20 protein-coding genes and 1 tRNA gene are annotated in these 23,776 nt (G+C 41.5%); 12 read left to right on the forward strand and 9 right to left on the reverse strand.

Translation table 11 applies throughout. The features are described from left to right. The first annotated feature begins 103 nt into the window (after window positions 1–103). Window positions 104–1,750, forward strand: coding sequence for an Ig-like domain-containing domain (locus tag AC1D0K_RS18280; RefSeq protein ID WP_477390589.1), 1,647 nt, complete (start codon window positions 104–106; stop codon window positions 1,748–1,750). On the opposite strand, the gene AC1D0K_RS18285 is transcribed toward AC1D0K_RS18280, so the two are convergent. Beyond that, the gene (locus AC1D0K_RS18285) at window positions 1,740–2,252 is read right to left on the reverse strand and encodes a gamma carbonic anhydrase family protein (protein WP_477390591.1); all 513 of its coding nucleotides are present in this window, start codon (window positions 2,250–2,252) and stop codon (window positions 1,740–1,742) included. The genes AC1D0K_RS18280 and AC1D0K_RS18285 overlap by 11 nt on opposite strands. 39 nt (window positions 2,253–2,291) lie before the next feature. Further along, window positions 2,292–2,672, reverse strand: coding sequence for a four helix bundle protein (locus AC1D0K_RS18290; protein WP_477390593.1), 381 nt, complete (start codon window positions 2,670–2,672; stop codon window positions 2,292–2,294). A gap of 110 nt (window positions 2,673–2,782) precedes the next feature. Between AC1D0K_RS18290 and AC1D0K_RS18295 the strand changes: the two genes are divergently transcribed. After that, a tRNA-Gly gene (locus AC1D0K_RS18295) sits at window positions 2,783–2,855 on the forward strand. Window positions 2,856–3,037: 182 nt separating this feature from the next. Here the strand turns inward: AC1D0K_RS18295 and nadB are convergent. Then, window positions 3,038–4,630 (reverse strand): L-aspartate oxidase, encoded by a 1,593-nt coding sequence (gene nadB, locus AC1D0K_RS18300; RefSeq protein ID WP_295720717.1) that lies wholly within the window; start codon window positions 4,628–4,630, stop codon window positions 3,038–3,040. A 407-nt stretch (window positions 4,631–5,037) separates the two neighbouring features. Between nadB and nadA the strand changes: the two genes are divergently transcribed. The 3 genes from nadA (at window position 5,038) to AC1D0K_RS18315 (ending at window position 7,971) form a co-directional block, all read left to right on the forward strand. Beyond that, on the forward strand, window positions 5,038–6,030 hold the full coding sequence (gene nadA, locus AC1D0K_RS18305) for a quinolinate synthase NadA (protein ID WP_477441510.1): 993 nt from the start codon (window positions 5,038–5,040) through the stop codon (window positions 6,028–6,030). 447 nt (window positions 6,031–6,477) lie between these two features. Continuing rightward, window positions 6,478–7,524: a thiamine-phosphate kinase gene (thiL, locus tag AC1D0K_RS18310; RefSeq protein ID WP_295720715.1), complete on the forward strand. Its 1,047-nt coding sequence runs from the start codon at window positions 6,478–6,480 to the stop codon at window positions 7,522–7,524. After that, entirely contained in the window at window positions 7,525–7,971 is a 447-nt protein-coding gene (locus tag AC1D0K_RS18315) for a hypothetical protein (RefSeq protein ID WP_477390598.1), read from the forward strand. 161 nt (window positions 7,972–8,132) lie between these two features. On the opposite strand, the gene AC1D0K_RS18320 is transcribed toward AC1D0K_RS18315, so the two are convergent. The 5 genes from AC1D0K_RS18320 to AC1D0K_RS18340 form a co-directional block, all read right to left on the reverse strand. Further along, window positions 8,133–8,429 (reverse strand): GIY-YIG nuclease family protein, encoded by a 297-nt coding sequence (locus tag AC1D0K_RS18320; protein ID WP_477390600.1) that lies wholly within the window; start codon window positions 8,427–8,429, stop codon window positions 8,133–8,135. Window positions 8,430–8,730: 301 nt separating this feature from the next. Next, window positions 8,731–10,101: a DNA recombination protein RmuC gene (locus AC1D0K_RS18325; RefSeq protein ID WP_477390602.1), complete on the reverse strand. Its 1,371-nt coding sequence runs from the start codon at window positions 10,099–10,101 to the stop codon at window positions 8,731–8,733. Window positions 10,102–10,376: 275 nt separating this feature from the next. Beyond that, a complete protein-coding gene (locus AC1D0K_RS18330) occupies window positions 10,377–10,856 on the reverse strand; it encodes a gliding motility lipoprotein GldH (RefSeq protein WP_477390604.1) in 480 nt (159 codons plus the stop codon). A 1-nt stretch (window position 10,857) separates the two neighbouring features. Next, window positions 10,858–12,348 (reverse strand): PSP1 domain-containing protein, encoded by a 1,491-nt coding sequence (locus AC1D0K_RS18335; RefSeq protein ID WP_477390606.1) that lies wholly within the window; start codon window positions 12,346–12,348, stop codon window positions 10,858–10,860. A 2-nt stretch (window positions 12,349–12,350) separates the two neighbouring features. Further along, on the reverse strand, window positions 12,351–13,496 hold the full coding sequence (locus AC1D0K_RS18340; RefSeq protein ID WP_295720709.1) for a DNA polymerase III subunit: 1,146 nt from the start codon (window positions 13,494–13,496) through the stop codon (window positions 12,351–12,353). A 181-nt stretch (window positions 13,497–13,677) separates the two neighbouring features. Here AC1D0K_RS18340 and ruvX point away from each other — a divergent pair, with 181 nt between their 5' ends. Next, entirely contained in the window at window positions 13,678–14,088 is a 411-nt protein-coding gene (gene ruvX / locus AC1D0K_RS18345) for a Holliday junction resolvase RuvX (protein ID WP_295720708.1), read from the forward strand. Between the two features lie 18 nt (window positions 14,089–14,106). Here ruvX and AC1D0K_RS18350 read toward each other — a convergent pair whose 3' ends face one another. Continuing rightward, complete coding sequence (locus tag AC1D0K_RS18350) at window positions 14,107–15,330, reverse strand: 3-deoxy-D-manno-octulosonic acid transferase (protein WP_477390609.1); 1,224 nt, start codon at window positions 15,328–15,330, stop codon at window positions 14,107–14,109. A 138-nt stretch (window positions 15,331–15,468) separates the two neighbouring features. Here AC1D0K_RS18350 and AC1D0K_RS18355 point away from each other — a divergent pair, with 138 nt between their 5' ends. The 6 genes from AC1D0K_RS18355 to AC1D0K_RS18380 all read left to right on the forward strand — a co-directional run bounded on the left by AC1D0K_RS18355 (window position 15,469) and on the right by AC1D0K_RS18380 (window position 23,470). Next, window positions 15,469–16,782, forward strand: a complete 1,314-nt coding sequence (locus tag AC1D0K_RS18355) for a UDP-glucose dehydrogenase family protein (protein WP_477390611.1) — start codon at window positions 15,469–15,471, stop codon at window positions 16,780–16,782. Continuing rightward, window positions 16,782–17,765 (forward strand): UDP-glucuronic acid decarboxylase family protein, encoded by a 984-nt coding sequence (locus tag AC1D0K_RS18360; RefSeq protein ID WP_477441512.1) that lies wholly within the window; start codon window positions 16,782–16,784, stop codon window positions 17,763–17,765. The genes AC1D0K_RS18355 and AC1D0K_RS18360 overlap by 1 nt, the downstream gene beginning before the upstream one ends. A gap of 46 nt (window positions 17,766–17,811) precedes the next feature. Next, window positions 17,812–18,834: a UDP-glucose 4-epimerase GalE gene (gene galE, locus AC1D0K_RS18365; RefSeq protein WP_477390615.1), complete on the forward strand. Its 1,023-nt coding sequence runs from the start codon at window positions 17,812–17,814 to the stop codon at window positions 18,832–18,834. 15 nt (window positions 18,835–18,849) lie between these two features. Further along, window positions 18,850–19,902 carry a dTDP-glucose 4,6-dehydratase gene (rfbB, locus tag AC1D0K_RS18370; protein WP_295720703.1) on the forward strand — a complete coding sequence of 351 codons (1,053 nt, stop codon included), beginning with the start codon at window positions 18,850–18,852 and terminating at the stop codon, window positions 19,900–19,902. A 2-nt stretch (window positions 19,903–19,904) separates the two neighbouring features. Further along, the gene (locus tag AC1D0K_RS18375; protein ID WP_477390617.1) at window positions 19,905–20,645 is read left to right on the forward strand and encodes a tyrosine-protein phosphatase; all 741 of its coding nucleotides are present in this window, start codon (window positions 19,905–19,907) and stop codon (window positions 20,643–20,645) included. 440 nt (window positions 20,646–21,085) lie between these two features. Continuing rightward, complete coding sequence (locus tag AC1D0K_RS18380) at window positions 21,086–23,470, forward strand: glycoside hydrolase family 3 C-terminal domain-containing protein (RefSeq protein ID WP_477390619.1); 2,385 nt, start codon at window positions 21,086–21,088, stop codon at window positions 23,468–23,470. Window positions 23,471–23,776: the final 306 nt, after the last annotated feature.

The following is a 23,776-nucleotide window of genomic DNA, read 5'->3' on the forward strand; positions in this document are numbered from 1 at the left end:
TGATAATTAAATAATTATAAAAAGTCTTTTTAAATCAATTATTTCAGATTTTTAATAGCGGAGTTCATAAAAACATAAAAATCGCTTATATCGCCTAAAAACTATGTTAAATCAAAAACCGGCCAATTTTTACAATTTTCTCCTCTATATTTTTGTTGTTTTATTGATTTCTGGCTGCGCCGCGCAACAACAGCCCCAGGGAGGGCCGCGCGATGTAACTCCTCCGGTTTTAGTGAAGGCGCTGCCGGCCAACAAAACCCGAAATTTTGTTGCCAAAGAAATTGACCTGGAATTTGATGAGTTTATAAAACTCACCAACCAGTACCAGGAAATCACCATGAGCCCAACGATGGAAAAAGCACCGGAGTACACTTCCAATAAAAAGAAGCTGCGCATAGTTTTTAAAGACACACTCCATAAAAATACAACCTACGTTATCAACTTCGGAAAATCCATCCAGGATGTGAACGAAAGTAACGTGATGAAAAATTTCACCTACGTATTTTCTACAGGTCCGCATATCGACTCATTGAGTATTTCGGGATCGGTAACCAATACCCTCACCCAGGAAAAAGAAAAGGATATCACTGTGATGCTTTTCCCCTTAAAACAGGATTCCCTACTTTTTGGAAAAAAGAAGCCTTCTATTTTTACGACAACAGATTCATCGGGAAATTTCAGTTTGAATAATCTTCATGAGGACAAGTACAGAATTTACGCGCTGAAAGAGGCCAGTCCGGATAAGATATTTAATAACGATAATGAATTGATCGGTTTCCTTAAAAAACCGATCGATTTAAAATCCGACACGAAGAACGTCAAGCTAAATCTGTTTAAACAATTCCCGGAGAAATTCAGGTTTGCCGAAAAGCGTTTTGATGTTGATGGAAAGATGTTATTTGTTTTTAATAAAGCTTTAATAAAACCATCATTAAAAATTATATACCCTGCAGATATCAATAATCAGAAATACGTAGAATTTAGTAAAACGAAAGATACAGCCTCGGTATATGTAAAATACATGAACTTCGATTCGATACGGGTAGCCGTTTATGATAACAACAAACCCGTTGATACCACTTACCTGTTAAAAAGCAAAAAGGAAGTATTTTTAAGGGTATTCAATTTCAAATACAATATATCAAACGATAAGTTAAAGCCAGGCGAAGACTTAAAAATTACCAGTAACCTGCCCATCGAAACAATAAACAGCGCGCAGATCTCTCTTAAAGAAGACTCCATCACACTGGCAACATCTGACTATACCTTACAAAAAGACACAGGGAATACTAAGTTTCTCACGCTAAAATACCGGTGGCGGCAAAATGCTAAATATGAACTGATATTTAATGAAGCCGCCTTTACAGATATCTATGGCGATAAGAATAAATATGCTGCAAAGAAATTTCAATCAGATAAAACAGAAAACTACAGTACCCTTACCGTTAAGGTTACCGTGCCCGATACCTCAAAAGCTTACGTAGTTGAACTGCTGAACGATCAAAAAACAATATTGCAAAGTAACGCCATTACCAAAAGCACTTCTTTAGTTTACAAAAACTATTTAACCGGAAAATATATGGTGAGGGTTATTTATGATGAGAACCGTAATGGCAAATGGGACAGCGGAAACGTTCACTTAAAAAAGCAACCGGAAAATATCTGGATAAACGAAAAAGAGATCACACTTAGACCCAATTGGGAAGCAGAAGAACCTATTACGGTGCCCAAGGAGCCCATTACTCCTTAAACCAACCCGAATACATTATATAATTTTTTGGAAGCTGCTTAAGCATCGCCATTTGCTCATCTGTTAAAGGCTTTATTTTCTTGGCAGGTACACCGGCATATAAAAAGCCGCTTTCGCAAATGGTGTTTTCCAATACCACGGTACCGGCTGCAATGATAACAAACTCATTCACTACGGCATGATCCATCACAATGGCACCCATGCCTATCAGCGTATGATCATGCAGGGTACAGCCGTGTACAAGCGCATTATGCCCTATAGATACGTTGCTCCCTATGTTTGTAGGTGCTTTTAAATATGTGGCATGTATCACAGCTCCATCCTGTATATTGGTGTTATCCCCTATTTTAATGTAATGCACATCACCGCGGATAACCGCGTTGAACCAAACAGAACAATTGCTGCCCATCACCACATCACCCACAATGGTGGCATTCTCGGCTATAAAACAATCTTCGCCCCAAACCGGGCTTTTACCTTTAACTGGTAATATAACTGGCATTTTTAAATTATTGAATTAATGAGTTATTGAATTATTGATTTAGTTAATTTTATTAATAGTTACTGTTTTTCTTGACGCTGATACTACTTTAAGAATTTGATTTGCTTCATCCATTAAAATAGAAATATCAGAAATTTTAATTATTTCAGCTTCAACTAATACTTCCATCCAAAATACCGATTCATCAGCCTCTTCTACCACAATAGATAGTTTGGCATGAAACTCGGCTTGAGATCGTGCCCTGCAAGCGGCCCTGTAATTTGCCCCGACAGACGACGACGAACGTAATAATTGTCTCCCTATTATTTTTGCTTCCTCTGTTTTAGGCAAAGACTTGAAAAGCTTAATATTATCAACCACAAATTTTTTTGTTCGTTTTTTAAACATCTCAGCAAACTCTATTCTGCTAACATCATTCATATCTAACTAAGCTAATTCAATAATTCAATAATTCAATAATTCAATAATTCAATAATTCAATAATTCAATAATTCAATAATTAATTTTCTTTATGTTTGAAGACAAAATAAGCGGAAATAGCTCAGCTGGTAGAGCATCAGTTTCCCAAACTGAAGGCCGCGGGTTCGAATCCCGTTTTCCGCTCATATTCCTCGTCTTTTTCTTCACCGTGTACTACAAAGGCACAACTGGATGACGTTTCAACATAGAATCAAAGAACAACCATGTCATTGCGAAGTACGAAGCAATCGCGAATGGTACAAGTACGCCCTGTATAGCATGCGATTGCTTCGTACTTCGCAATGACATATTTTTTTAAATTTCTTTTAAAACACCGTATCCTTAACTTCTTCAGCATGTACTGGATAATCAGTAGTATAATGCAACCCCCTGCTCTCTTTACGTAACATGGCCGATTTTACCACGATGAATGATACCTGGATTAAATTACGCAGCTCGCAAAGTTTTACGGATAGTTTAGTTTTTTTATAAAATGACTCTGTTTCCTCGTACAATAAGCCTAAACGCCGCATAGCCCTTTCCAGCCTGAAATCAGACCGTACAATGCCTACATAGTCATTCATCAGCTTCTGCATTTCGCGTACGTTGTGCGTAACCAAAATATCTTCGTTTGATAATTGTACACCATGCTCGTCCCAATCCGGGATATTAGCGGGTATCACAAAATCGTTAAATTTATCTACAGCATCTTCATAAATACGATGTGCAAAAACTAAAGCCTCCAATAAAGAATTGGATGCCAACCTATTAGCGCCATGCAAACCTGTTGATGAGCATTCGCCGCAGGCATATAACCTTAATATAGATGACTGGCCTACATGATCAACCATAACGCCACCACACATATAATGACAGGCCGGCGCAACCGGGATCATATCCTTGGTCATATCAATACCTATCTCCAGGCATTTGGCATATATATTAGGGAAATGATTTAAAATATCTTTTTTACTGCGGTGACGAATATCCAGGTAAACAAAATCCTCGCCCGATTTTTTTATCTCGGCATCAATAGCTCTCGCGGTAATATCCCTTGGCGCCAATGATTTACGCGGATCATACTCCTGCATAAACTCTTCACCATTGGTACGCTTTAATATCCCGCCAAAGCCTCGTACAGCCTCAGATATCAAAAACGAAGGATACTCACCCGGATTATACAAAGCTGTAGGATGAAACTGAATAAACTCCATATTCCTCACCTTACCTTTTGCCCTGTATACCATGGCAATGCCATCACCGGTAGCAATAGTTGGATTGGTGGTAATTGAATAAATATGGCCGGCACCACCGGATGCCATCACCGTAACCTTCGATAATATTTTTTCAACAACATTACTCTCCGTATTAAAGGCGTAAATACCGTAACAGGTTATATCCGTACTTGATTTTCCTACCAGCTGGCCTAAATGGTGCTGGGTGATTAAATCTACCGCGAAATAATGTGTTAATATCTCAATATTGGGATTCTTGTGGATCTCTTCTAACAATGACCTTTCAATCTCCAGTCCGGTCACATCCTTATAATGTAAAACTCTAAATTCGGAATGGCCCCCCTCTTTGGCCAGGTCATAAAAACCTTCGTTCGTTTTATCAAAATTAGTCCCGTAATCAATAATTTCATTAATTCTCTCCGGTCCTTCTTTAACAACGGCTTCCACAACATCACGGTCGCAAAGGCCATCACCACTAATTAAGGTGTCTTCAATGTGTTTTTCAAAAGAATCCTCCTTCTTATCCACAACTACAGCAACACCGCCCTGGGCATACTTAGTGTTAGATTCGTCTTCATTTGATTTTGTAACTATCAGAACCTTACCATGTTTCGCAGCCTTAAGGGCAAAACTTAGTCCGGCAATGCCTGATCCTACGATCAGGAAATCAACAGTTCGGGTCATATTTTATATATAAGTTGTGCAAATGTACACGATATGTTAATAACAGGGATAAAGATGTTAATTTGATGTAAAGAAATAGCTAATAAATAACCAAAGTGTGGATAACCCTGGATTTTGTAAATGAAATGAATAATTTTTGAGCGACTTTTGCATACTTTAAACACTAAAGCTAACATTTTAAACATTAACAAAATATTAACATATAACTTTCAAAAGAAAAATTTGAAACTATTAGAATTCACAAAATCAAAGTGATACGAGCTAACAAAGTGTTGATAACTGTTAATAAAAAATGAAAAATAACTTTTAATCTAAAATCTATACCGACTTTTGCACATAACTAACACCTTAACAAGTAATAGTTTTATTTATATAAATAATTAGTTGTTATTAATTGATTTGTTGAAATGGATATCTTCGAAGAAATAAATGTGACGGGATTTGTGGACGAATACATCGACCCAAGCCTTGATCTTTTTGCTGAAATTGAAAAACTTAAAAAGGAAAAAAATGCCGTTATTTTGGCGCATTATTACCAGGAACCTGATATTCAGGATATTGCAGATTATATTGGAGATAGCCTCGGCTTATCTCAGGAAGCTGCAAAAACGGATGCTGATATTATCGTTTTCGCCGGGGTGCATTTCATGGCCGAAACTGCCAAGATACTTTCACCTACAAAGAAGGTTTTATTGCCCGATTTAAAGGCAGGATGCTCATTGGCAGATAGTTGTCCGCCACATTTATTTAAAAAATTTAAGGAAAAGTATCCTGATCACCTGGTGATCACTTATGTAAACTGTACTGCCGAACTAAAAGCTATGACCGATATTGTTTGTACATCAAGCAATGCCGTACAAATAGTTGAAAGTTTGCCAAAAGACCAGAAGATAATTTTTGGACCGGATAAAAATCTTGGTGCCTGGGTGGCCAAAAAAACCGGTCGCGATCTGGTGTTATGGAACGGAGCCTGTATGGTGCACGAGATTTTTAGTCGCGAAAAAATAACAAAACTGAAGGAAAGACATCCGGGTGCTAAGCTGCTGGCTCACCCTGAGTGTGAAGAGGTTATTTTGCAGATGGCCGATTACATAGGTTCAACTACCGGCATCCTGAAATATGCAGGCAGTCACCCGGATAAGGAATTTATTGTAGCGACCGAGGCAGGTATTATACACCAGATGCAAAAGGAAAACCCGGATAAAACATTTATACCGGCGCCACCAAATAACAGCTGTGCCTGCAACGATTGCCCGCACATGAAACGGAATACACTGGAAAAATTATACCTGTGCCTTAAAAATGAGATGCCAGAAGTTACTGTACCGGCCGATATTATTGAAAGAGCAGTGAAACCTATTGAAAGAATGCTGGAGATTTCGGCAAGATTGGGGTTGTAAGGGGTATATAAATAAATAAACCGTCCCATATTGCGAGGGGAGAATCCGGGAGACACTGAAGGGGAAATGACGTTAAAAAGGTTTGTCATCCTGAGGAACGAAGGATCTATTCGCAAACTGTACAGGGTGAAGAAGCATGGAGGAGAGTAGATACTTCATACCTCGCAATGACGAGTAAGAAAAGGCCCTAAAAAGCTAAAAAATTTTTCCGCCTTTGGCGGATACAGTGTTTTTTGCGGCGGCGCGAAAATTTGGGGGCTAACAAAATAGCATTTTTAATAACTACCCTAAATTATAAAAAAATTTCCCGCCTTCGGCGGTAGGCAGCAAGCGGTTTTTTGCGACGGCGCGAAAAATTTTGAGAAAAAACAGGAGCAATTTACTCGTGTTAAAATTATAAAAAAATTAATAAATGAAATCACCTAAACAGGTGTAATCATAAAGGATATGTTTGAAAATCAGGAAAGAACGAATTTAGAAGACTTAGGCGAATTTGGTTTGATAAACCATTTAACTAAAAATATAAAGCTGGAGCAGGCAAGCACGGTTAAGGGTGTTGGTGATGATGCAGCAGTACTTGATTTTACTGGCAAAAAGGTGTTAATAAGTACCGATATGCTGCTTGAAGGAATCCATTTTGATTTAGCTTATACCCCGCTAAAGCATTTAGGCTATAAAGCCATCCAGGTAAACCTGAGTGATATTTATGCCATGAATGGAACGGCATCGCAGGTTACGGTTTCGATAGGTTTATCAAGCAAGTTTCCGTTGGAGGCTATAGAAGAATTGTATGAAGGCATTTACATTGCCTGTGAAAAATATAATGTGGATTTGATTGGTGGCGATACAACATCATCAAAACAAGGTTTAGTGATCAGCGTAACCTCCATAGGGTATGCTGATGAAGCCGACATTGTTTACCGTAACGGTGCCGGTGAAGGGGATCTGATCTGCGTATCAGGCGATCTTGGTGGTGCTTATACTGGTTTGCAACTACTTGAAAGGGAGAAACTTATATATTTGGAAAATCCTAATATTCAGCCCGACCTGGAGGGAAAAGATTACATTGTTGAACGCCAGCTTAAACCTGAGGCCCGTAGGGATATTGTTGAATTATTGAAAAGTATTGATGTAAAACCTACAGCCATGATAGATGTATCTGATGGGTTGGCATCAGAAATTATGCACATCTGCAAGCAGAGCGCCAAAGGCTGCAGCATATATGAAGAAAAGATCCCTTTAGACCCAATGACCTTTGAAACGGCCCGCGAATTTAATCTTGATCCAACCGTGTGCGCACTGAGTGGTGGAGAGGACTATGAGCTCCTTTTTACCGTTAAACAGGCCGACTACGACAAGATCAAGTTTAAAATGGATATTACCATCATTGGTCATATCACAGAGCCTTCAGCGGGCTGTAATCTGATCACCAAAGCAGGAAATTCGCATCCTTTGAAAGCCCAGGGATGGAATGCATTTAAAAAATCAGAGTAAATGCTGAACAAACTTTTTGGCTGGTTTTATTTGAATAAACATCCCGAGGGGATGGTGCCCAACAAAGTAATTGCGGGCACTTTTCTGCTCTATTTGGCGTTGCTTTTGCAAATGGTCAGCAATTTGCTGGAGGGCATTAACCTGGCGGCTTTTATATTTCTGTTCGGCTTTCTCTTTTACTTCATTTTTATGACCGGCGAGGGCCGGAAATGGGCAAGGATAGTGATGCTTATTTTGATATTAATAAACTCCTACGCTCTGGTTGCAAGTATCACCCATCCTGTAATAGTGTTGAAGCCTCATGAGTCTGTAGTGGCTTATAAATCTCCCGTGGTTTTAACTACGTTGTTTGTTGTAGAGGTGGTTGTTGAATTGATAGCAATGGGGTTGCTTTTTTCGGGGGAAGCAAAGGTGTGGTTTGGCAGGGTGAGGATAAAGGCGATCTAACTCCGAAGTCATGCCGAATTTATTTCGGCATCCCACAGGACAAGTCTGCGATATACAATTTATTAACTTACTAATATCTATGATCTAACCCCCGAAGTCATGCCGAATTTATTTCGGCATCCCACAGGACAAGTCTACACCATAAAAGTTCATCGATAAAATTAAAGTTCCAAATCATCTTTTAAATCCTTCATCTCCGGATTTACAGATTTAATCTGGTTTATTTTCCAATCCTGATGCCATCTTTTCAATTGCTTTTCACGATCGATAGCATCCGTTATTCTCTCAAAGTATTCATAGTAAACCAAATCATGAAGCTTGTATTTCTTAACAAATTCAGACCCTTCTCCATTTATATGTTGCCAAACCCTCGTACGTAGATCGCTGGTGACACCAATGTAAAAAGTAGTGCGATAAATGTTTGTCATTATATAAACATGACCTTGTTTATAGAGCATTTTGGGAATCGGTTTAGGTAAGTAAAATTAAAAAAAATGGACTTAGTGTAAATGTTTTCTAAAAAGGGAAAATCGCTCTTTTTAATTTATAACAGCTTTTTCATTAGCTTGAGGGTATTATAAAGTTAAAAAATGAGGCCTTTAGGATAATCACGTCTGTTAGGTCTGCTACTTGCATTTTGTATACTTATCCCCTGCCTACCTGTCCTGTGGGGTGCCGAAATAAATTCGGCATGACTTCGGGGTTAGTTGGGCTTACGTTTATTGCTTTTTATTCCCGCATTAGGATGCTGAAAAGAGCTTACTCATCCCCCAAAAACTTTTGATCAATCTGCTTATCGGCCTTTGCACCTAACTTTTTGATTTTCTCGGCAGTGGTGGTCAAATTTCCACGGCCATCTGAAAGTTTGTTTATGGCGCTGTTATAGGCATTTTGGGTATAACTAATATTCTTCCCTATGCTATCCATATCGCTCAGGAAGCCAACAAACTTATCATACATATCGCCGCTTAGGCGGGCAATTTCCAGTACGTTGCGGTTCTGGCGTTCCTGTTTCCACATGCTGGCAATGGTACGCAGGGTTGCCAGTAATGTAGACGGACTCACGATCACCACTTTTTTATCCCAGGCATAGTTAAACAGCTCGCCATCCAGCTGTACGGCAATGCTGAAAGAGGATTCTATCGGCACAAAAAGCAACACAAAATCTGGTGAATTGATCTTATACAAATCATGATATTTTTTTGCCGATAGCCCATTGATGTGGCCGCGGATAGATTCGATATGTGCTTTGGCAAACAGTTTCCTGTCTTCTTCGGTATCAGCATTTACCAGTCGCTCGTAGGCAATAAGGGATACTTTGGAGTCGATAACTAAATGCTTTTCATCGGGCAGATCAATAATTACATCCGGCTGATAACGTGAACCATCATTGGCCTGCATCGCTGCCTGGATGCGGTATTCCTGGTCTTTAACCAGGCCCGAGCGTTCTAATACCCTTTCCAGGATCACCTCGCCCCAGTTGCCTTGTTTTTTGTTATCGCCTTTAAGGGCTTTTGTTAAATTCTGCGCTTCATCGCTTATCTGTTTGTTAAGGTCCATCAGTTGGGTAATTACCCCTTTAAGCGTGTTGCGCTCGGCGGCTTCCATGTTGTAAACCTTCTCTACTTTATCCTCAAAAGCTTTCAGGTTTTCTTTAAGCGGATTAAGGATAAGATCCAGGTTGGTACGGTTTACATCAATAAATTCCTTTGATTTTTCTTTCAGCAGCTTCTCTGCCACGTTCTCAAACTCCCGCTGAAACTGCACACGGATCTGCTCTATCTCCAGCTTTTGCTCCTGCATTTTTTCCTGCTGCGATTTATAGTAGGACCGTGCACTCTCCAGCGATTGATTGGCCTGAGCAAGCAGGGCGCGTTCCTGGAAAAGTTCATCCAGGATACGGTCCTTATCTTCTTTTAAAAACCGGGTGATACTTTCCTTGTCGCTTAATAAGCCGCTTGCTTTTTCCTCGGCCCTGGCCAGAGCAATTTTAAATTGGTCACTTTCTACCCGTAGCCTGTTCAGTTCCTCTGCCGAAATTAATTCAGCTGCCTTAGGCTTTTTGATGAATAATAAAACGGCTATTAACAGGATAACAACCGCTACGATAATTAGTATATCAGCACTCATTTTGATAAAAATATTAGCAAATTTAAGATAATATTTTTAGTAAAGGAAATGGGCATATACAAAAAGGGCATTGCCAAATAAGAGGTAATACCAAAAAATACGGGGCCGAAATAAATGAGATAAGCTATATTTTACTTACAAAAATTACTAATATTATCAGGAGCCAGTTTATTACCCATGGCAACGGCTTTATTAAAAGAAGCGCAGGCACCGGCTTTATCAAGCGCGGTTATAGTTAGGCATGGCTGTATTTGGGATCAGGGGAAAAGGAATAATTACTGGACCTTCGCTATCCTCAGGCCCACATCACTTACTTCATGCAAAGGGTTATCCCGCATGTTTTGCTCTATCTCGAAATGGTAATTGCCCTTTGCCGGGAATTTAATGTTGGTTTGAAAAGGCAGCTGGTAGCTATACAAATTACCCGAGCCTTTACCCAGCCACTCCCCATCGCGGGAGGCAAGTTTTACTTCGTAGCGTGTTACTTTTACCTGTTTGCCGGGCAATGTTTGATAAATGAGTACAAACATATTGGAGTATTTGTAGGCATCGGTAACCCTTAAATTAAAGTAAAGGTTATAGGCAGCATTTGCATCTGTGATGTTGCAATCAAACTTAACCCGGTTAACGTACGACCAATTATGATCTGTAATGGCCGAGTTGGCATCAATAACCGCTTTAGGGTCGGTACAGCTACCCAGCAGCATGATTAACATACATGCTGCCGGATAAAGTATCTTTATAAACCGTTTCATTTTATTGTGGTGTATCCTGCTGTGGTGGATTATTATTGTTACGGTTTTGGCTGTTGGGGTTTGGGCGGTTTGGCCTGTTACGCCTGTTATTATTGCCCCCTTCACGCGGCGGTCTGTCACCTTCCTGTGGTGGTTTGTTGCCTTGCTGCGGTGGTTTAGGCCCCTGTTGTTGTGGCTTATTACCCTGGTTTTGCGGCGGACGGTTGCCTTGTTGCTTTGGCGGGCGGCTACCTTGTGGTGGGCGATTAGCGTCCGGGGCGCCGGCTGTTTTTTCGGTTGCAGGCGTTGTTCCTGGCGGGCGTTGCTGGTTGTTCGGTTTTACATCGCCGCCGGGAGTAGCCGGTTTTTGAGTTTTATTGCGATTATTGTTGTTGTTTTTCTTTTGATTTTTGCTGCGCGCACGGTCATCAAGGCGGGTAAGGCTATCCTGGCCAACTACGTTTTCATAGTCAAGCGCTTTAACGGTTAGTGTTTCGTCTTCCTCCATTTCGCCCAAATCGGCAGGGATAATACCTTCACGATTCAGTTGTTGAATTTCTTTAACCTTGGCAATTGGCATAGGCACCCATGATTCCTCGCGGGGATAGCTAAACCACATGATCTTTTTAAAGATGTCTGTTTTTTGCAGGCGAGCATCACCCTTTTCGGTTTTAAGCACATTCACATTATCAGGGATATGCTTAAGGGCATCCATGTAAGTATCCAGCTCGTAATTTAAGCAGCATTTTAACTTACCGCATTGCCCGGCCAGTTTTAAGGTATTTAAAGAAAGGTTTTGGTAGCGGGCTGCCGAGGTAGAAACCGTTTTAAAATCGGTTAACCAGGTTGAACAGCAAAGCTCGCGTCCGCATGAGCCAATGCCGCCTAAACGGCTTGCTTCCTGCCTCATCCCTATCTGGCGCATCTCTATCCGGATCCGGAAAGTTTCGGCCATTTTTTTTATCAGCTCCCTGAAATCAACACGGCCTTCGGCTGTATAATAAAAGGTAGCCTTGGTTTTATCGCCCTGGTAATCCACATCACTAAGCTTCATGCTCAGGTTAAGATCCAACGCCAGTTTACGCGATTTGTGCATGGTTTCCCACTCCATATCCTTGGCGGCTTTCCACTTTTCTACATCGGCTACAGTAGCTTTCCGGTAGATCTTTTTAACTACGTCGGCTTCTTTTACATGGCGCTTGGTCATTTGCATGCGCACCAGTTCGCCGGTGATAGAAACGTGACCAATATCATAGCCGCCTGTAGTTGCTTCAACAGCTACCAGTTCGCCGGCTTCGAGGTAAATATTGTCGTTATTCAGGAAAAACTCCTTGCGCGAACCTTTAAATTTTACTTCGATAACCGGATACGGTTTATAATTAGTTGGCATATCCATATGGGATAGCCAATCGTAAACATCTAATTTGCTGCAACCATTAGTAAGGCATGAACCATTACTTTTACAGCCCGCAGGTGAGCATCCGCCCCCTGTTGAGCAACTTCCACATCCCATAATTAATTTGGTATATATTGACTCCCCGTAGGGATGGTTTTTAAATTTAGTATTTTTATAATCTGTAAAGATACATCTAAAAATAAAATTTTAGGGTTTGCGTTTCTCTCTACGTGGTAATGTGCCTTTTCAAGCTCGGTGCTTATGGTTTGTGCTTTTTCTATGCTCAGCACGTTGGTCATTTTTTGGGCTGTTTCCAGCTCTTTGGCAGGCAGGTGTACCAGGTTGCCGGCGCCCGCTATCAGCAGGCAACACTCGCGGATAAAGCTGATGCCGTATCGTAAAAAATTCTTTTGGTTCTCCCTTCCCATCTTGGCAAACTGGTCAACAAAAGTTAAAACCTCCAGCCCTTTGTTACTGAAGCACAAGCGCAGCCATTGTACAAATAAAGTGTGATAGCTCTTGGTATCCTGCTGCAGCATGGTTAATGCCTCGGTTAAGTTGCCATTGGTGAGGTAAGCAATTTCGGCCGCGGCATCCTCGGTTTGATTGTGCTCTGCAATTAAGTATTCCTTCACTTCGGACGAAAGCAGGCAAGGGATTTTTATCAGCTGTGTGCGCGAAAGGATGGTGTTCAGGATCTGATCCTGGTTTTGGGCCACCAATATAAAAAGTGTATTTGGCTGAGGCTCCTCAATGATCTTCAGTAAAGCGTTCCCCTCTTTTTCCAAATATTCGGGCAGCCAAAGGATCAATATTTTATAGGCAGATTCAAATGGTTTGAAGCTGAGTTTCTTGATAATCTGGTGGCACTCGGCAATGTTGATATTGGCTTGTTTGTTTTCGGCATCCAGGTATCCGCGCCAGGTATCCAGGTTCATGTAAGGGTTTGCAGTAAAAGCCTCGCGCCATTGCTCAATAAAAGTAAGCGCGGTATCATCCTTATGTTTGGCGAAGAAAGGGTATGAAAAATGCAGATCGGGATGCATTAATTTATTGTACTTGCGGCATGATGAACATACGCCACAGGAGTCATCCGGTTGCTTATCTTCGCAGGATAGGTATTGGGCATAGGCAACAGCAAGTGCAAGGCTTCCCGATCCCTCGGGGCCCAAAAACAACTGCGCATGGCTTACCCGGTTCTCTGTCACCGAGTTAAGCAACCGTTGTTTTGTTGCCGCTTGTCCTACTATTTGCTTAAACTGCATTTGGTGCAAAATAAGAAGAAGATTTGGGATGTGAGATATGACAGGGATAGATTTTATATAGGAAGCAGATATATAGGCAGATGAGTGTTTATGCTGATTTAATAAGTATCAAGGATTAATAATATGAGAAATAATTTCGCAGGCCTTTCTCACCACCTTTCACATCTCCTATCTTTGCCAAATGAGAATAATGGCTTTTGATTACGGAACTAAGCGTATTGGCATTGCGGTTACCGATCCTTTGCAGATCATCGCCACCGGGTTGGATACGGTACATCCAATGTATATAGTTGATTACCTGAAAACGTATTTTAAAACAGAGCAGGTTGAACGGTTCATTGTAGGCGAACCGAAACAGATGGATAACACGCCGTCACAATCGGCTATTCACGTAAAAGGCTTTGTAGGCCTGCTAAAAAAAACCTTTCCGGAGATTCCTGTCGAGATGCTTGATGAGCGCTTTACTTCAAAAATGGCTTCGGCGGTTATTGCGCAAAGCGGGATGAATAAAAAGGGCCGGCAGAATAAGGAGCTGGTTGATACCATATCGGCGGTGATATTGCTGCAATCATATATGGGCAAATCGTACTAACAGGCCATCTTCCTGGTATTAACCAATCTGAGTCATGATGCTATCTGTAGCCCCGGTATGTTCTTTTACATACGTAGCGGCCTTTTTGCTGGTGATGGTATAAAAAGCTTCATCGGTAGCAAGGGTATCAACAATGCCTTTCAGCTGTGCAGCATCGTTTATGCTAAACCCGGCCTTTAAAGCTATTAATTCCCTCGCCTCGTTAAATTTTTGGTAATTGGGGCCAAATATTACCGGCAGGCCAAATGCAGCCGCCTCCAATGTGTTATGAATGCCGGCACCAAAACCACCGCCAATATAGGCAAGATCACCGTACGCATATAAAGAAGACAGCATACCAATGTTATCAATAATAAGCGTGGCGTATGATGAGTGCCGAGCGGAGTGTTCCTCTTTTTGAATTAACCCGGAGTATTTTATTGCCGAGCCTTTGGGTAATAAACCGATAAGGTTATTTATTCGTTCTTCCCCAATTTCATGTGGTGCAAAAATGAATTTCCAATCCGGGTATAGTGCGGGTAGCGCGGCCAGTAATTCTTCATCCTGTGGCCAGGTACTGCCGGCAACAAAAACTTTTTTACCATTGACAAATCCGGCAATCCCTGCTATCTCCTTGTGGTGCTGCGCGTTGGCCCAAACCCTATCAAAACGGGTATCGCCGCTTACAGTTACATTGGTAAAGCCAATGTTTTGTAGCAGCAGCTTTGATGTTTCATCCTGTAAAAAAAAGTGAGTTACAAAGCTCAATGTTTTACGCGAAAAACTACCGAACCACTTGAAAAATATTTGCTTTGGCCTAAAAATTCCCGATATGATGAACAACGGCACCTGGTGTTTGTGCAGCTCATTAAAGTAATGGTACCAGTATTCATATTTGGTAAAAACAGCCATTTCGGGCTGTATGGCATTGATAAACTGAGCGGCATTTGCAGCCGTATCTAAAGGCAGATAATACACAAAATCGGCAAGGGGGGTATTTTTCCTGATCTCATATCCGGACGGTGAAAAAAAACTGACTACGATTTTTTTATCGGGATGGAGAGCTCTCAACGCTTCTAAAATGGGCCTCCCCTGTTCAAATTCGCCGAGTGACGCAAAATGAAACCAAATACAACTATTTATACGTAAAAGATTTTGGTCTTTTCTCCCATTTATCCACTGGCTGGCTTTTTTATTAAAAAACGCCACTATATATATGGCAACAAAATATAACCTTAACCCAATATTATATAATAACACCATTTTAATTATGTTCGTTATCTTAGCCGGGGTTAAAAGTAGTAACAATTATTAATTACTGTAGTAGTAAAAACGTGGGGCTTAAAGCCTGCTTTAAATTAATGCGGGATTAGAACTTAAACACTTAAAACAATATAAACAATGAAAATTGCTGTAATTGGTACCGGCTATGTTGGTTTGGTAACCGGAACGTGCTTAGCCGAAACCGGGAACGAGGTAGCCTGCGTAGATATAGTTGAAGAAAAAGTTAATAAGATGCGCGCTGGTCAAATGCCTATTTATGAACCGGGCCTTGACCTGTTATTTCACCGCAATATAAAACAGGAGAGGTTAACATTTACCACCAACCTTGCCGAAGCGATAGGTCCTGCAAAGGTTATATTTTTGGCATTGCCAACGCCCCCGGGTGCCGATGGCTCTGCCGACCTCAGTTACGTGCTTGGTGCCGCGAAAGATATAGCAAAGTTAATTACCGAGTATAAGGTTATCGTTACCAAATCAACCGTACCCGTTGGTACCGCCGATAAGGTTACAGCGATAATGAAAGCCAATACCGATATTCCCTTTGCGGTAGTATCAAACCCCGAATTTTTACGGGAAGGTGTGGCTGTTGAGGATTTTATGAAACCAGACAGGGTTGTTATTGGCACCATGGATGAAAAAGCGCGGGTGATTATGGGCGATCTTTATGCACCTTATGTACGCCAGGGTAACCCTATCCTTTATATGGATGAGCGCTCATCCGAGCTTACAAAATATGCGGCCAATTCATTTCTTGCCACTAAAATCACTTTTATGAACGAGATTGCCAATATGTGCGAGCTGGTTGGCGCAGATGTGGATATGGTGCGTAAAGGCGTGGGAGCCGATGCCCGTATAGGCAAGCGTTTCCTGTTTCCGGGAGTTGGTTACGGCGGAAGCTGTTTCCCTAAAGATGTGCAGGCGCTTGCAAAATCGGCCGGGGAAAATAACTACGAATTTAAGATCCTGAACTCGGTGATGGAGGTTAACGAAACGCAAAAGAAGCGCCTGGTAGTTAAACTGCGGGATTATTATGGAGAGGACGGCTTAAAAGGCAAGAGGTTTGCGCTTTGGGGCCTTGCATTTAAACCCGAAACCGACGATATTCGTGAAGCACCTGCCTTATACATCATTGATGAACTTTTGGCTGCCGGCGCATCCGTAATTGCTTACGACCCGGAAGGAATGCCAAACGTTAAGAAATTACTTGGCGATAAAATTGAATATGCTGCAGACAGGTACAGCGCGCTTGATGGCGCGGATGCTTTGCTGATTGTAACAGAGTGGCCGGTTTTCCGCACCCCTGATTTTGATTTCATGAAAGAAAAGTTAAATGCTCCCGTTATATTTGATGGTCGTAATCTTTACGATCTTGACAGGATGAAAGACCATGGGTTTTATTATAATAGTATCGGACGTAAAGTAATAAGTTAATGACAAACCGTAAAAGAATATTAATTACCGGAGCAGCAGGGTTTTTGGGCTCGCACCTTTGCGACAGGTTTATTAAAGAAGGTTACCATGTAATTGGAATGGATAACCTGATAACAGGTGATCTGCGCAACATTCAACACCTTTTTAAGCTGGAGAATTTTGAGTTTTATAACCATGATGTTTCCACCTTTGTATTTGTTCCCGGCGAACTTCACTACATACTTCACTTTGCATCGCCGGCAAGCCCGATTGATTATTTAAAGATTCCTATCCAAACCCTAAAAGTAGGCTCATTAGGTACGCATAATTTGCTGGGTTTGGCCCGCTCAAAAGGAGCAAGGATGCTTATCGCTTCCACATCAGAAGTATACGGAGATCCAAACGTTAACCCACAACCAGAGGAATACTGGGGCAATGTAAATCCGGTTGGCCCGCGCGGGGTATATGACGAAGCCAAGCGTTTCCAGGAAGCAATAACCATGGCTTATCATACCTTTCACGGTTTAGAGACACGGATCATTCGGATATTTAATACCTATGGGCCGCGCATGCGATTGAATGACGGCCGCGTATTGCCAGCCTTTATTGGCCAGGCTTTAAGGGGCGAATCATTAACCATGTTTGGCGATGGCTCACAAACCCGTTCGTTTTGTTATGTTGATGACCTTGTAGAAGGTATTTACAGGCTTTTACATAGTGATTATGCCCAGCCGATGAATATCGGTAACCCGGATGAAATAACCATCAGGCAGTTTGGTGAGGAAATCATCAAGCTAACAGGCACCGATCAAAAACTTATTAGCCTGCCATTACCAACAGATGATCCAAAACAGCGCCGTCCGGATATTACCAAAGCAAGGGCTATATTAGGCTGGGAGCCAAAAGTTTCCAGGAGCGAGGGTTTAAAGATTACGCTTGATTACTTTAAATCATTACCTGCAACAGAAATAAACCACAAGGATTTTACGTACTATAATAAATAGCAACCTTATTCCTGTTAAAGGAATAGCTTTAATACATGCACCATAAATGAAGATATTAGTAACAGGCGGCCTGGGTTTTATAGGCTCCCACACCGTTGTTGAATTAGTAAATGCAGGTTATGAACCTGTTATTGTTGACGATCTTTCCAACTCTGACCCTAAGATTTTAGATCAGCTGGCCAAAATCATTGGCTACAAACCGGTTTTTCACAAACTTGATCTTTGTGATGAGGCCAGTGTAAAGGCTTTGACAATTGCCGAACCTGATGTTGCAGGTATCATTCATTTCGCTGCTTTTAAAGCGGTAGGCGAATCGGTGCAAAAACCGCTCAAATACTATCGTAATAATTTTTATTCGCTCATTAATTTATTGGATGCATATTATGGCAAGCCATTAAATTTTGTGTTTTCATCAAGCTGTACCGTTTACGGGCAGCCAGAGCATTTGCCGGTAAATGAAGAAGCCCCTGTGCAACCGGCCCAATCGCCTTATGGCAATACTAAACAAATTGCCGAGGAAATACTGAAAGACATGATTGCATCTGGTACAAGCAGCTATAAAGTTGTATCATTAAGATATTTTAACCCGGTAGGTGCCCATGAAACAGCACTTATAGGCGAGTTGCCAATTGGTGTGCCTCAAAACCTGGTACCATTTATCACGCAAACGGCCATTGGCAAACGCCAAAAACTAACTGTTTTTGGTAATGATTACGATACCCCCGATGGCAGCTGTGTACGCGACTATATCCACGTGGTTGACTTAGCTAAAGCTCACGTGGCGGCGCTAAGGTTGTTGGAGAAAAAAGAAGATCAAAGCTACGATGTATTTAATATAGGTACAGGCCAGGGCAATACCGTGTTGGGTGTTATAAAGGCTTTTGAACGCGCTACCGGTGTAAAAGTAAATTACGAAGTTGGCCCCCGCCGGCCCGGCGATGTGGAGAAGGTTTGGGGCGATGTAACCAAATCTGCCAATAAATTAGGCTGGAAGACAGAGCTGGGGATTGAAACCATGATGTCATCTGCCTGGGAATGGGAAAAATACATATCTCAAAATCCGTTATAAATTAAAATTCAACTAATGCAAAAGATCATTATTACGGGTGGCGCTGGTTTTATAGGTTCGCATGTGGTGCGCCGGTTTGTTAAAACCTATCCAAACTATACCATTATTAATTTAGATAAATTAACATACGCGGGCAACCTCGAAAATTTAAGAGATATTGAGAATGAGCCCAATTACAGGTTTGTAAAAGGCGATATTGTAGATCTTGAATTTATAAATAATCTTTTCGAAACAGAAAAACCAGATGCGGTGATCCACCTTGCGGCAGAATCGCATGTGGATAGATCAATTACCAATCCGCTTGAGTTTGTGATGACCAATGTGGTAGGAACCGTTAACTTGCTGAATGTTGCCCGCGAAAGCTGGAAAGGCCGCTACGATCAAACCCGTTTTTACCATGTATCAACAGATGAGGTTTATGGCACATTGGGCGAAGATGGGATGTTTACAGAGGAAACGGCTTATGATCCGCATTCGCCATACTCCGCATCAAAGGCCAGCTCTGATCATTTTGTGAGGGCTTACCAGGATACTTACGGGCTCAACACGGTGATATCAAATTGCTCAAATAACTACGGGTCTTTTCATTTTCCGGAGAAGCTGATTCCCCTGGCCATTAACAATATCAAACAAAGCAAGCCCGTTCCTGTTTATGGAAAGGGCGAGAACATTCGCGATTGGCTTTGGGTAGAGGATCATGCAAGGGCGATAGATGTAATTTTTCATCAGGCAAAAGCCGGAGAAACTTATAACATCGGCGGCCACAATGAGTGGAAAAATATCGACCTAATCAACTTACTGTGTACTATCCTGGATAATAAACTGGGCAGGGAAGCGGGTGATTCTGCAAAACTAATTACCTATGTAACAGACAGGGCCGGACATGATATGCGTTATGCCATTGATTCATCAAAATTGAAGAATGACCTGGGCTGGGTTCCAACAATAACTTTTGAAGAGGGATTGGAAAAAACCGTAGATTGGTACCTCGCCAATGAGGAGTGGCTGCAAAATGTTACATCAGGTAACTACCAGCAATATTATAAAGGGCAGTATACTAACCGGTAACTATGTTTGGGTTATTTAAAAAGAAAAAAGAGAGAAAAGAAGTAGATTTCAATTATGATTCTATCATGGTTGATATGCACTCACATATTTTGCCCGGAATAGACGATGGCGCAAAAACACCACAGGATTCCGTTATACTTATCCGTAAGATGATGGATCTGGGTATTAAAAAGATTATTGCCACCCCCCACGTGATGATCGATTTTTACAGGAACACGCCGGAAACAATTGCGAGTTCATTGGAAAGCTTGAAAGCGGAGTTGAAAAAGGAGAACATAGATATACCTATTGAAACAGCTGCAGAGCATTATTTTGATGAAACATTTGAACAGCGTGTAGCTGATGGTAAATTAATGACCATGGGCGATAATTATGTGCTGTTTGAGTTTTCTTTTATCAACCAGCCACCTAATGTTATACCTGTTCTGCAAAAAATGAATGATATGGGTTATAAACCCATCTTAGCGCATCCGGAAAGGTATCCATATATGGATCTTGAGCAATACAAAAACATACAGGGCTGGGGATGCAGCATGCAATTGAATACCATATCATTAACAGGCTACTATGGAAAAGAGGTAAAAAAACTGGCCGAAATGCTTATCGATAATAATATGATCGATTTCATATCAAGTGATATGCACCATGAAAAACACGCTTCCGCATTAAAAGATGCCCTGCGCTGCTCCTACACCGAAAAGCTCCTGTTTGATACTCCGTTAAAGAATAAACTTCTTTTTTAGGAGCAAGGACATTTGGAGTAAGGAGCAAGGATTTTTGAATGAGGGGTTTTTGGACGACAGAATGTTCGGACAAACGATTTAAATGAAAAAGGCACCCAACTGAGGTGCTTTTTTATTTAATGCCTCTGCCCCCCAAAAGTATCCAGCGCCAAAATCCTAGTTCCTTTATCCAAAAGTCCGATAGTCCTTTGTCTGAATGTCCGAACGTCCAAAAATCCTTGTTCCTTCATCCAAAAGTCCGATAGTCCTTTGTCTGAATGTCTGAACGTCCAAAAATCCTTGTTCCTTGCTCCAAATGTCCTTCATCCAAAAATCTTCCAAACACTTGCAATTGCAAAAGATAATATATACTATTGTGTTATATTGACACAATGCTGTTATTTGCTGTTAATAAACAAGTTATAGCCAATTATTACACACCAATTTTTTAACCTTTAATCATGAAGATAAGCTACAGATTTAATGTTGCTATTGTAATTATGTGGGCTACCGGAAGTTTAATCTCCACGGTGCAGGCTCAAAGTGAAAAACAGCCGCTGCAATTGCGCGCAAATAATGTTAAGCAGATAGTGGCTGCGATGACATTAGAAGAAAAATCAAAACTGGTTGTGGGAATGGGCTTTAAAATGCCGGGTATGCCACCGCCGGTAAAGGGTAAAAAGCCGGAAGCAATAGATATTGGTGGCTTCAAATTGCCACCATCTGATCCTGATGCCTATAATATTCCTGAAAAAGTTCCGGGTGCTGCTGGTCGCACCCATGCGATCCCTCGTTTGGGTATCCCATCCATGACGGTATCTGATGGCCCTGCAGGATTACGTATAGAGCCTATCCGCGATGGCGACAAATCAAAAACATACTACGCAACCGCCTTTCCTGTTGCAACTCTGCTTGCCAGCAGCTGGGACACCGAGCTGGTAAACAAAGTGGGCGTAGCTTTCGGTAACGAGGTGCGCGAATACGGAGTGGATATTTTATTAGCTCCGGGTTTAAACATCCACCGCAATCCATTAGGTGGCCGTAATTTTGAATATTATTCAGAAGATCCGCTGGTTGCCGGTAACATGACCGCCGCAATTGTGCGCGGGATACAATCAAACGGTGTAGGTACATCTATAAAACACTATGCTGCCAATAACCAGGAAACTAATCGCAACTCCATCAACACCATTGTAAGTGAAAGAGCCATGCGCGAGTTGTATTTGAAAGGCTTCGAGATCGCTGTAAAAAAATCACAACCGTGGACAGTAATGTCGTCATACAATAAACTTAACGGCACCTTTACTTCACAAAGGCATGATCTGCTTACAACCGTGTTAAAAAAGGAATGGGGCTTTAAAGGTTTTGTAATGACGGATTGGTTTGGCGGTGCTGATGCCGTTGCACAAATGAAGGCGGGAAATGACCTGATTATGCCCGGAAGTCCCAGCCAATCTGACGACATTGTAGCCGCGGTTAAGAAAGGCACCTTAAATATCACGCAACTGAATGCCAACGTGGAACGGATGCTGAATGTGATTGTTAAATCGCCGTCGTTTACAAAATACAAATACTCTGATGCGCCGGATTTAGCGGGACATGCCAAAGTAGCCCGCGAGGCGGCTGCCCAGGGTATGGTATTGTTGAAAAATGATGACCATGCTTTACCGATCCTCTCCGCAAAAAGGGTAGCTGTATTTGGGAATACCTCCTATGATATTATCGCCGGCGGTACCGGTAGCGGCGATGTGAACAAGGCATATACTATTTCTTTAATGCAGGGTTTAAACAATGCCGGTTTCAAGCTACAGGAAACTCTGTCAAAAAACTACGGCACTTACCTGGCTGATATGAAATTGAAACAACCTAAACCTAAAAACTTCTTTGATCACCCCGCTCCCATCCCAGAAATGGATGTGAAAGGCATAGTGACGGATGAAGCAAACGGTGCCGATGTTGCTTTGATTACCATTGGCAGGAACGCCGGTGAAGGCGCTGACAGGAAATTAGAAGGCGACTACTATTTAAATGATGCTGAAAAGGGATTAATCAAAGAAGTTACAGCAGCATTTCATGCAAAGGGTAAAAAAGTAGTTGTAGTATTAAATATTGGTGGTGTTATTGAAGTTGCCAGCTGGCGCGATGATGTAGATGGCATATTGTTGGCATGGCAACCTGGTTTGGAAGCTGGTAATGCTATAGCTGATGTTTTGAGCGGTACGGTTAATCCATCGGGTAAATTGGCTACAACTTTCCCAATGGAGTATAAGGATGTGCCATCGGCTAATAATTTCCCTGGTACACCTATGCCTAAGCCGGAGTCTGTTACTTATGAGGAGGGAATTTATGTGGGTTATCGTTATTACGATGCAGCTAAAATTAAACCGGCTTATGAATTTGGTTATGGCTTATCATACACTAAATTTAAATTCAGCGATCTGAAATTAAGTTCAGCCGATTTTGTGAAGAGCATTACCGCTACCATCACTGTTAAAAACACAGGCGATATTGCAGGTAAAGAAGTGGTGCAGCTTTACATCAGCGCACCTAAAAAAGATCTGGATAAACCAGAGCAGGAGTTAAAGGCATTTGCCAAAACCCGCCTACTGGCCGCCGGCGAATCGCAAACCATGACCTTCATTATCAAGGCTGCCGATCTTGCATCTTTCTATACCAACAGAGAGGCCTGGATTGCAGATGAAGGTAAATATGAAGTAAAGCTTGGTTCATCATCAAGAGATATCGAAGAAAAAGCATCTTTTAAACTGGCTAAAGATATCACCGTTGAAAAAGTTAACAAGGTGCTAACACCGCAGGTTGCTATTAAAGAATTGAAGATGAAATAACACGGAGTTATTGCGAAATGACAACCGGTGAAAGACTTACGAAGTTTAAAAAACTTCGTAAGTCTGGGATTCTGCAAATGACGTTTTGAAAGGTTTGTCATCCTGAACGGAGTGAAGGATCTATTCGCAGACTTTACAGGGCGAAGATGCAAGGCGAATAATAGATCCTTCACTGCGTTCAGGATGACAAAAAAGGATTTTTTGAATATCGGGGATTGCTCCGTGCATCGCAAACAAAATATTTTTTAACACATAATAACTATCTAAACTATGCCATTGCAGCCACGTGTTGCAATGGCTTTTATA

This window comes from Mucilaginibacter sp. P1_A3, from assembly GCF_056406855.1.

Bases quoted from the DNA above. Each gene is read 5' to 3' on its own strand.
- AC1D0K_RS18330 (WP_477390604.1), bottom strand. From the start codon at position 10,856: ATGAAACGGTTTATAAAGATACTTTATCCGGCAGCATGTATGTTAATC.
- AC1D0K_RS18375 (WP_477390617.1), top strand. From the start codon at position 19,905: ATGTTTGGGTTATTTAAAAAGAAAAAAGAGAGAAAAGAAGTAGATTTC.
- AC1D0K_RS18335 (WP_477390606.1), bottom strand. From the start codon at position 12,348: ATGGGATGTGGAAGTTGCTCAACAGGGGGCGGATGCTCACCTGCGGGC.
- AC1D0K_RS18280 (WP_477390589.1), top strand. From the start codon at position 104: ATGTTAAATCAAAAACCGGCCAATTTTTACAATTTTCTCCTCTATATT.
- nadB (WP_295720717.1), bottom strand. From the start codon at position 4,630: ATGACCCGAACTGTTGATTTCCTGATCGTAGGATCAGGCATTGCCGGA.
- AC1D0K_RS18355 (WP_477390611.1), top strand. From the start codon at position 15,469: ATGAAAATTGCTGTAATTGGTACCGGCTATGTTGGTTTGGTAACCGGA.
- AC1D0K_RS18350 (WP_477390609.1), bottom strand. From the start codon at position 15,330: ATGGTGTTATTATATAATATTGGGTTAAGGTTATATTTTGTTGCCATA.
- galE (WP_477390615.1), top strand. From the start codon at position 17,812: ATGAAGATATTAGTAACAGGCGGCCTGGGTTTTATAGGCTCCCACACC.
- AC1D0K_RS18290 (WP_477390593.1), bottom strand. From the start codon at position 2,672: ATGAATGATGTTAGCAGAATAGAGTTTGCTGAGATGTTTAAAAAACGA.
- AC1D0K_RS18315 (WP_477390598.1), top strand. From the start codon at position 7,525: ATGCTGAACAAACTTTTTGGCTGGTTTTATTTGAATAAACATCCCGAG.
- AC1D0K_RS18325 (WP_477390602.1), bottom strand. From the start codon at position 10,101: ATGAGTGCTGATATACTAATTATCGTAGCGGTTGTTATCCTGTTAATA.
- nadA (WP_477441510.1), top strand. From the start codon at position 5,038: ATGGATATCTTCGAAGAAATAAATGTGACGGGATTTGTGGACGAATAC.
- AC1D0K_RS18320 (WP_477390600.1), bottom strand. From the start codon at position 8,429: ATGCTCTATAAACAAGGTCATGTTTATATAATGACAAACATTTATCGC.
- thiL (WP_295720715.1), top strand. From the start codon at position 6,478: ATGTTTGAAAATCAGGAAAGAACGAATTTAGAAGACTTAGGCGAATTT.
- rfbB (WP_295720703.1), top strand. From the start codon at position 18,850: ATGCAAAAGATCATTATTACGGGTGGCGCTGGTTTTATAGGTTCGCAT.
- AC1D0K_RS18340 (WP_295720709.1), bottom strand. From the start codon at position 13,496: ATGCAGTTTAAGCAAATAGTAGGACAAGCGGCAACAAAACAACGGTTG.
- AC1D0K_RS18360 (WP_477441512.1), top strand. From the start codon at position 16,782: ATGACAAACCGTAAAAGAATATTAATTACCGGAGCAGCAGGGTTTTTG.
- ruvX (WP_295720708.1), top strand. From the start codon at position 13,678: ATGAGAATAATGGCTTTTGATTACGGAACTAAGCGTATTGGCATTGCG.
- AC1D0K_RS18285 (WP_477390591.1), bottom strand. From the start codon at position 2,252: ATGCCAGTTATATTACCAGTTAAAGGTAAAAGCCCGGTTTGGGGCGAA.
- AC1D0K_RS18380 (WP_477390619.1), top strand. From the start codon at position 21,086: ATGAAGATAAGCTACAGATTTAATGTTGCTATTGTAATTATGTGGGCT.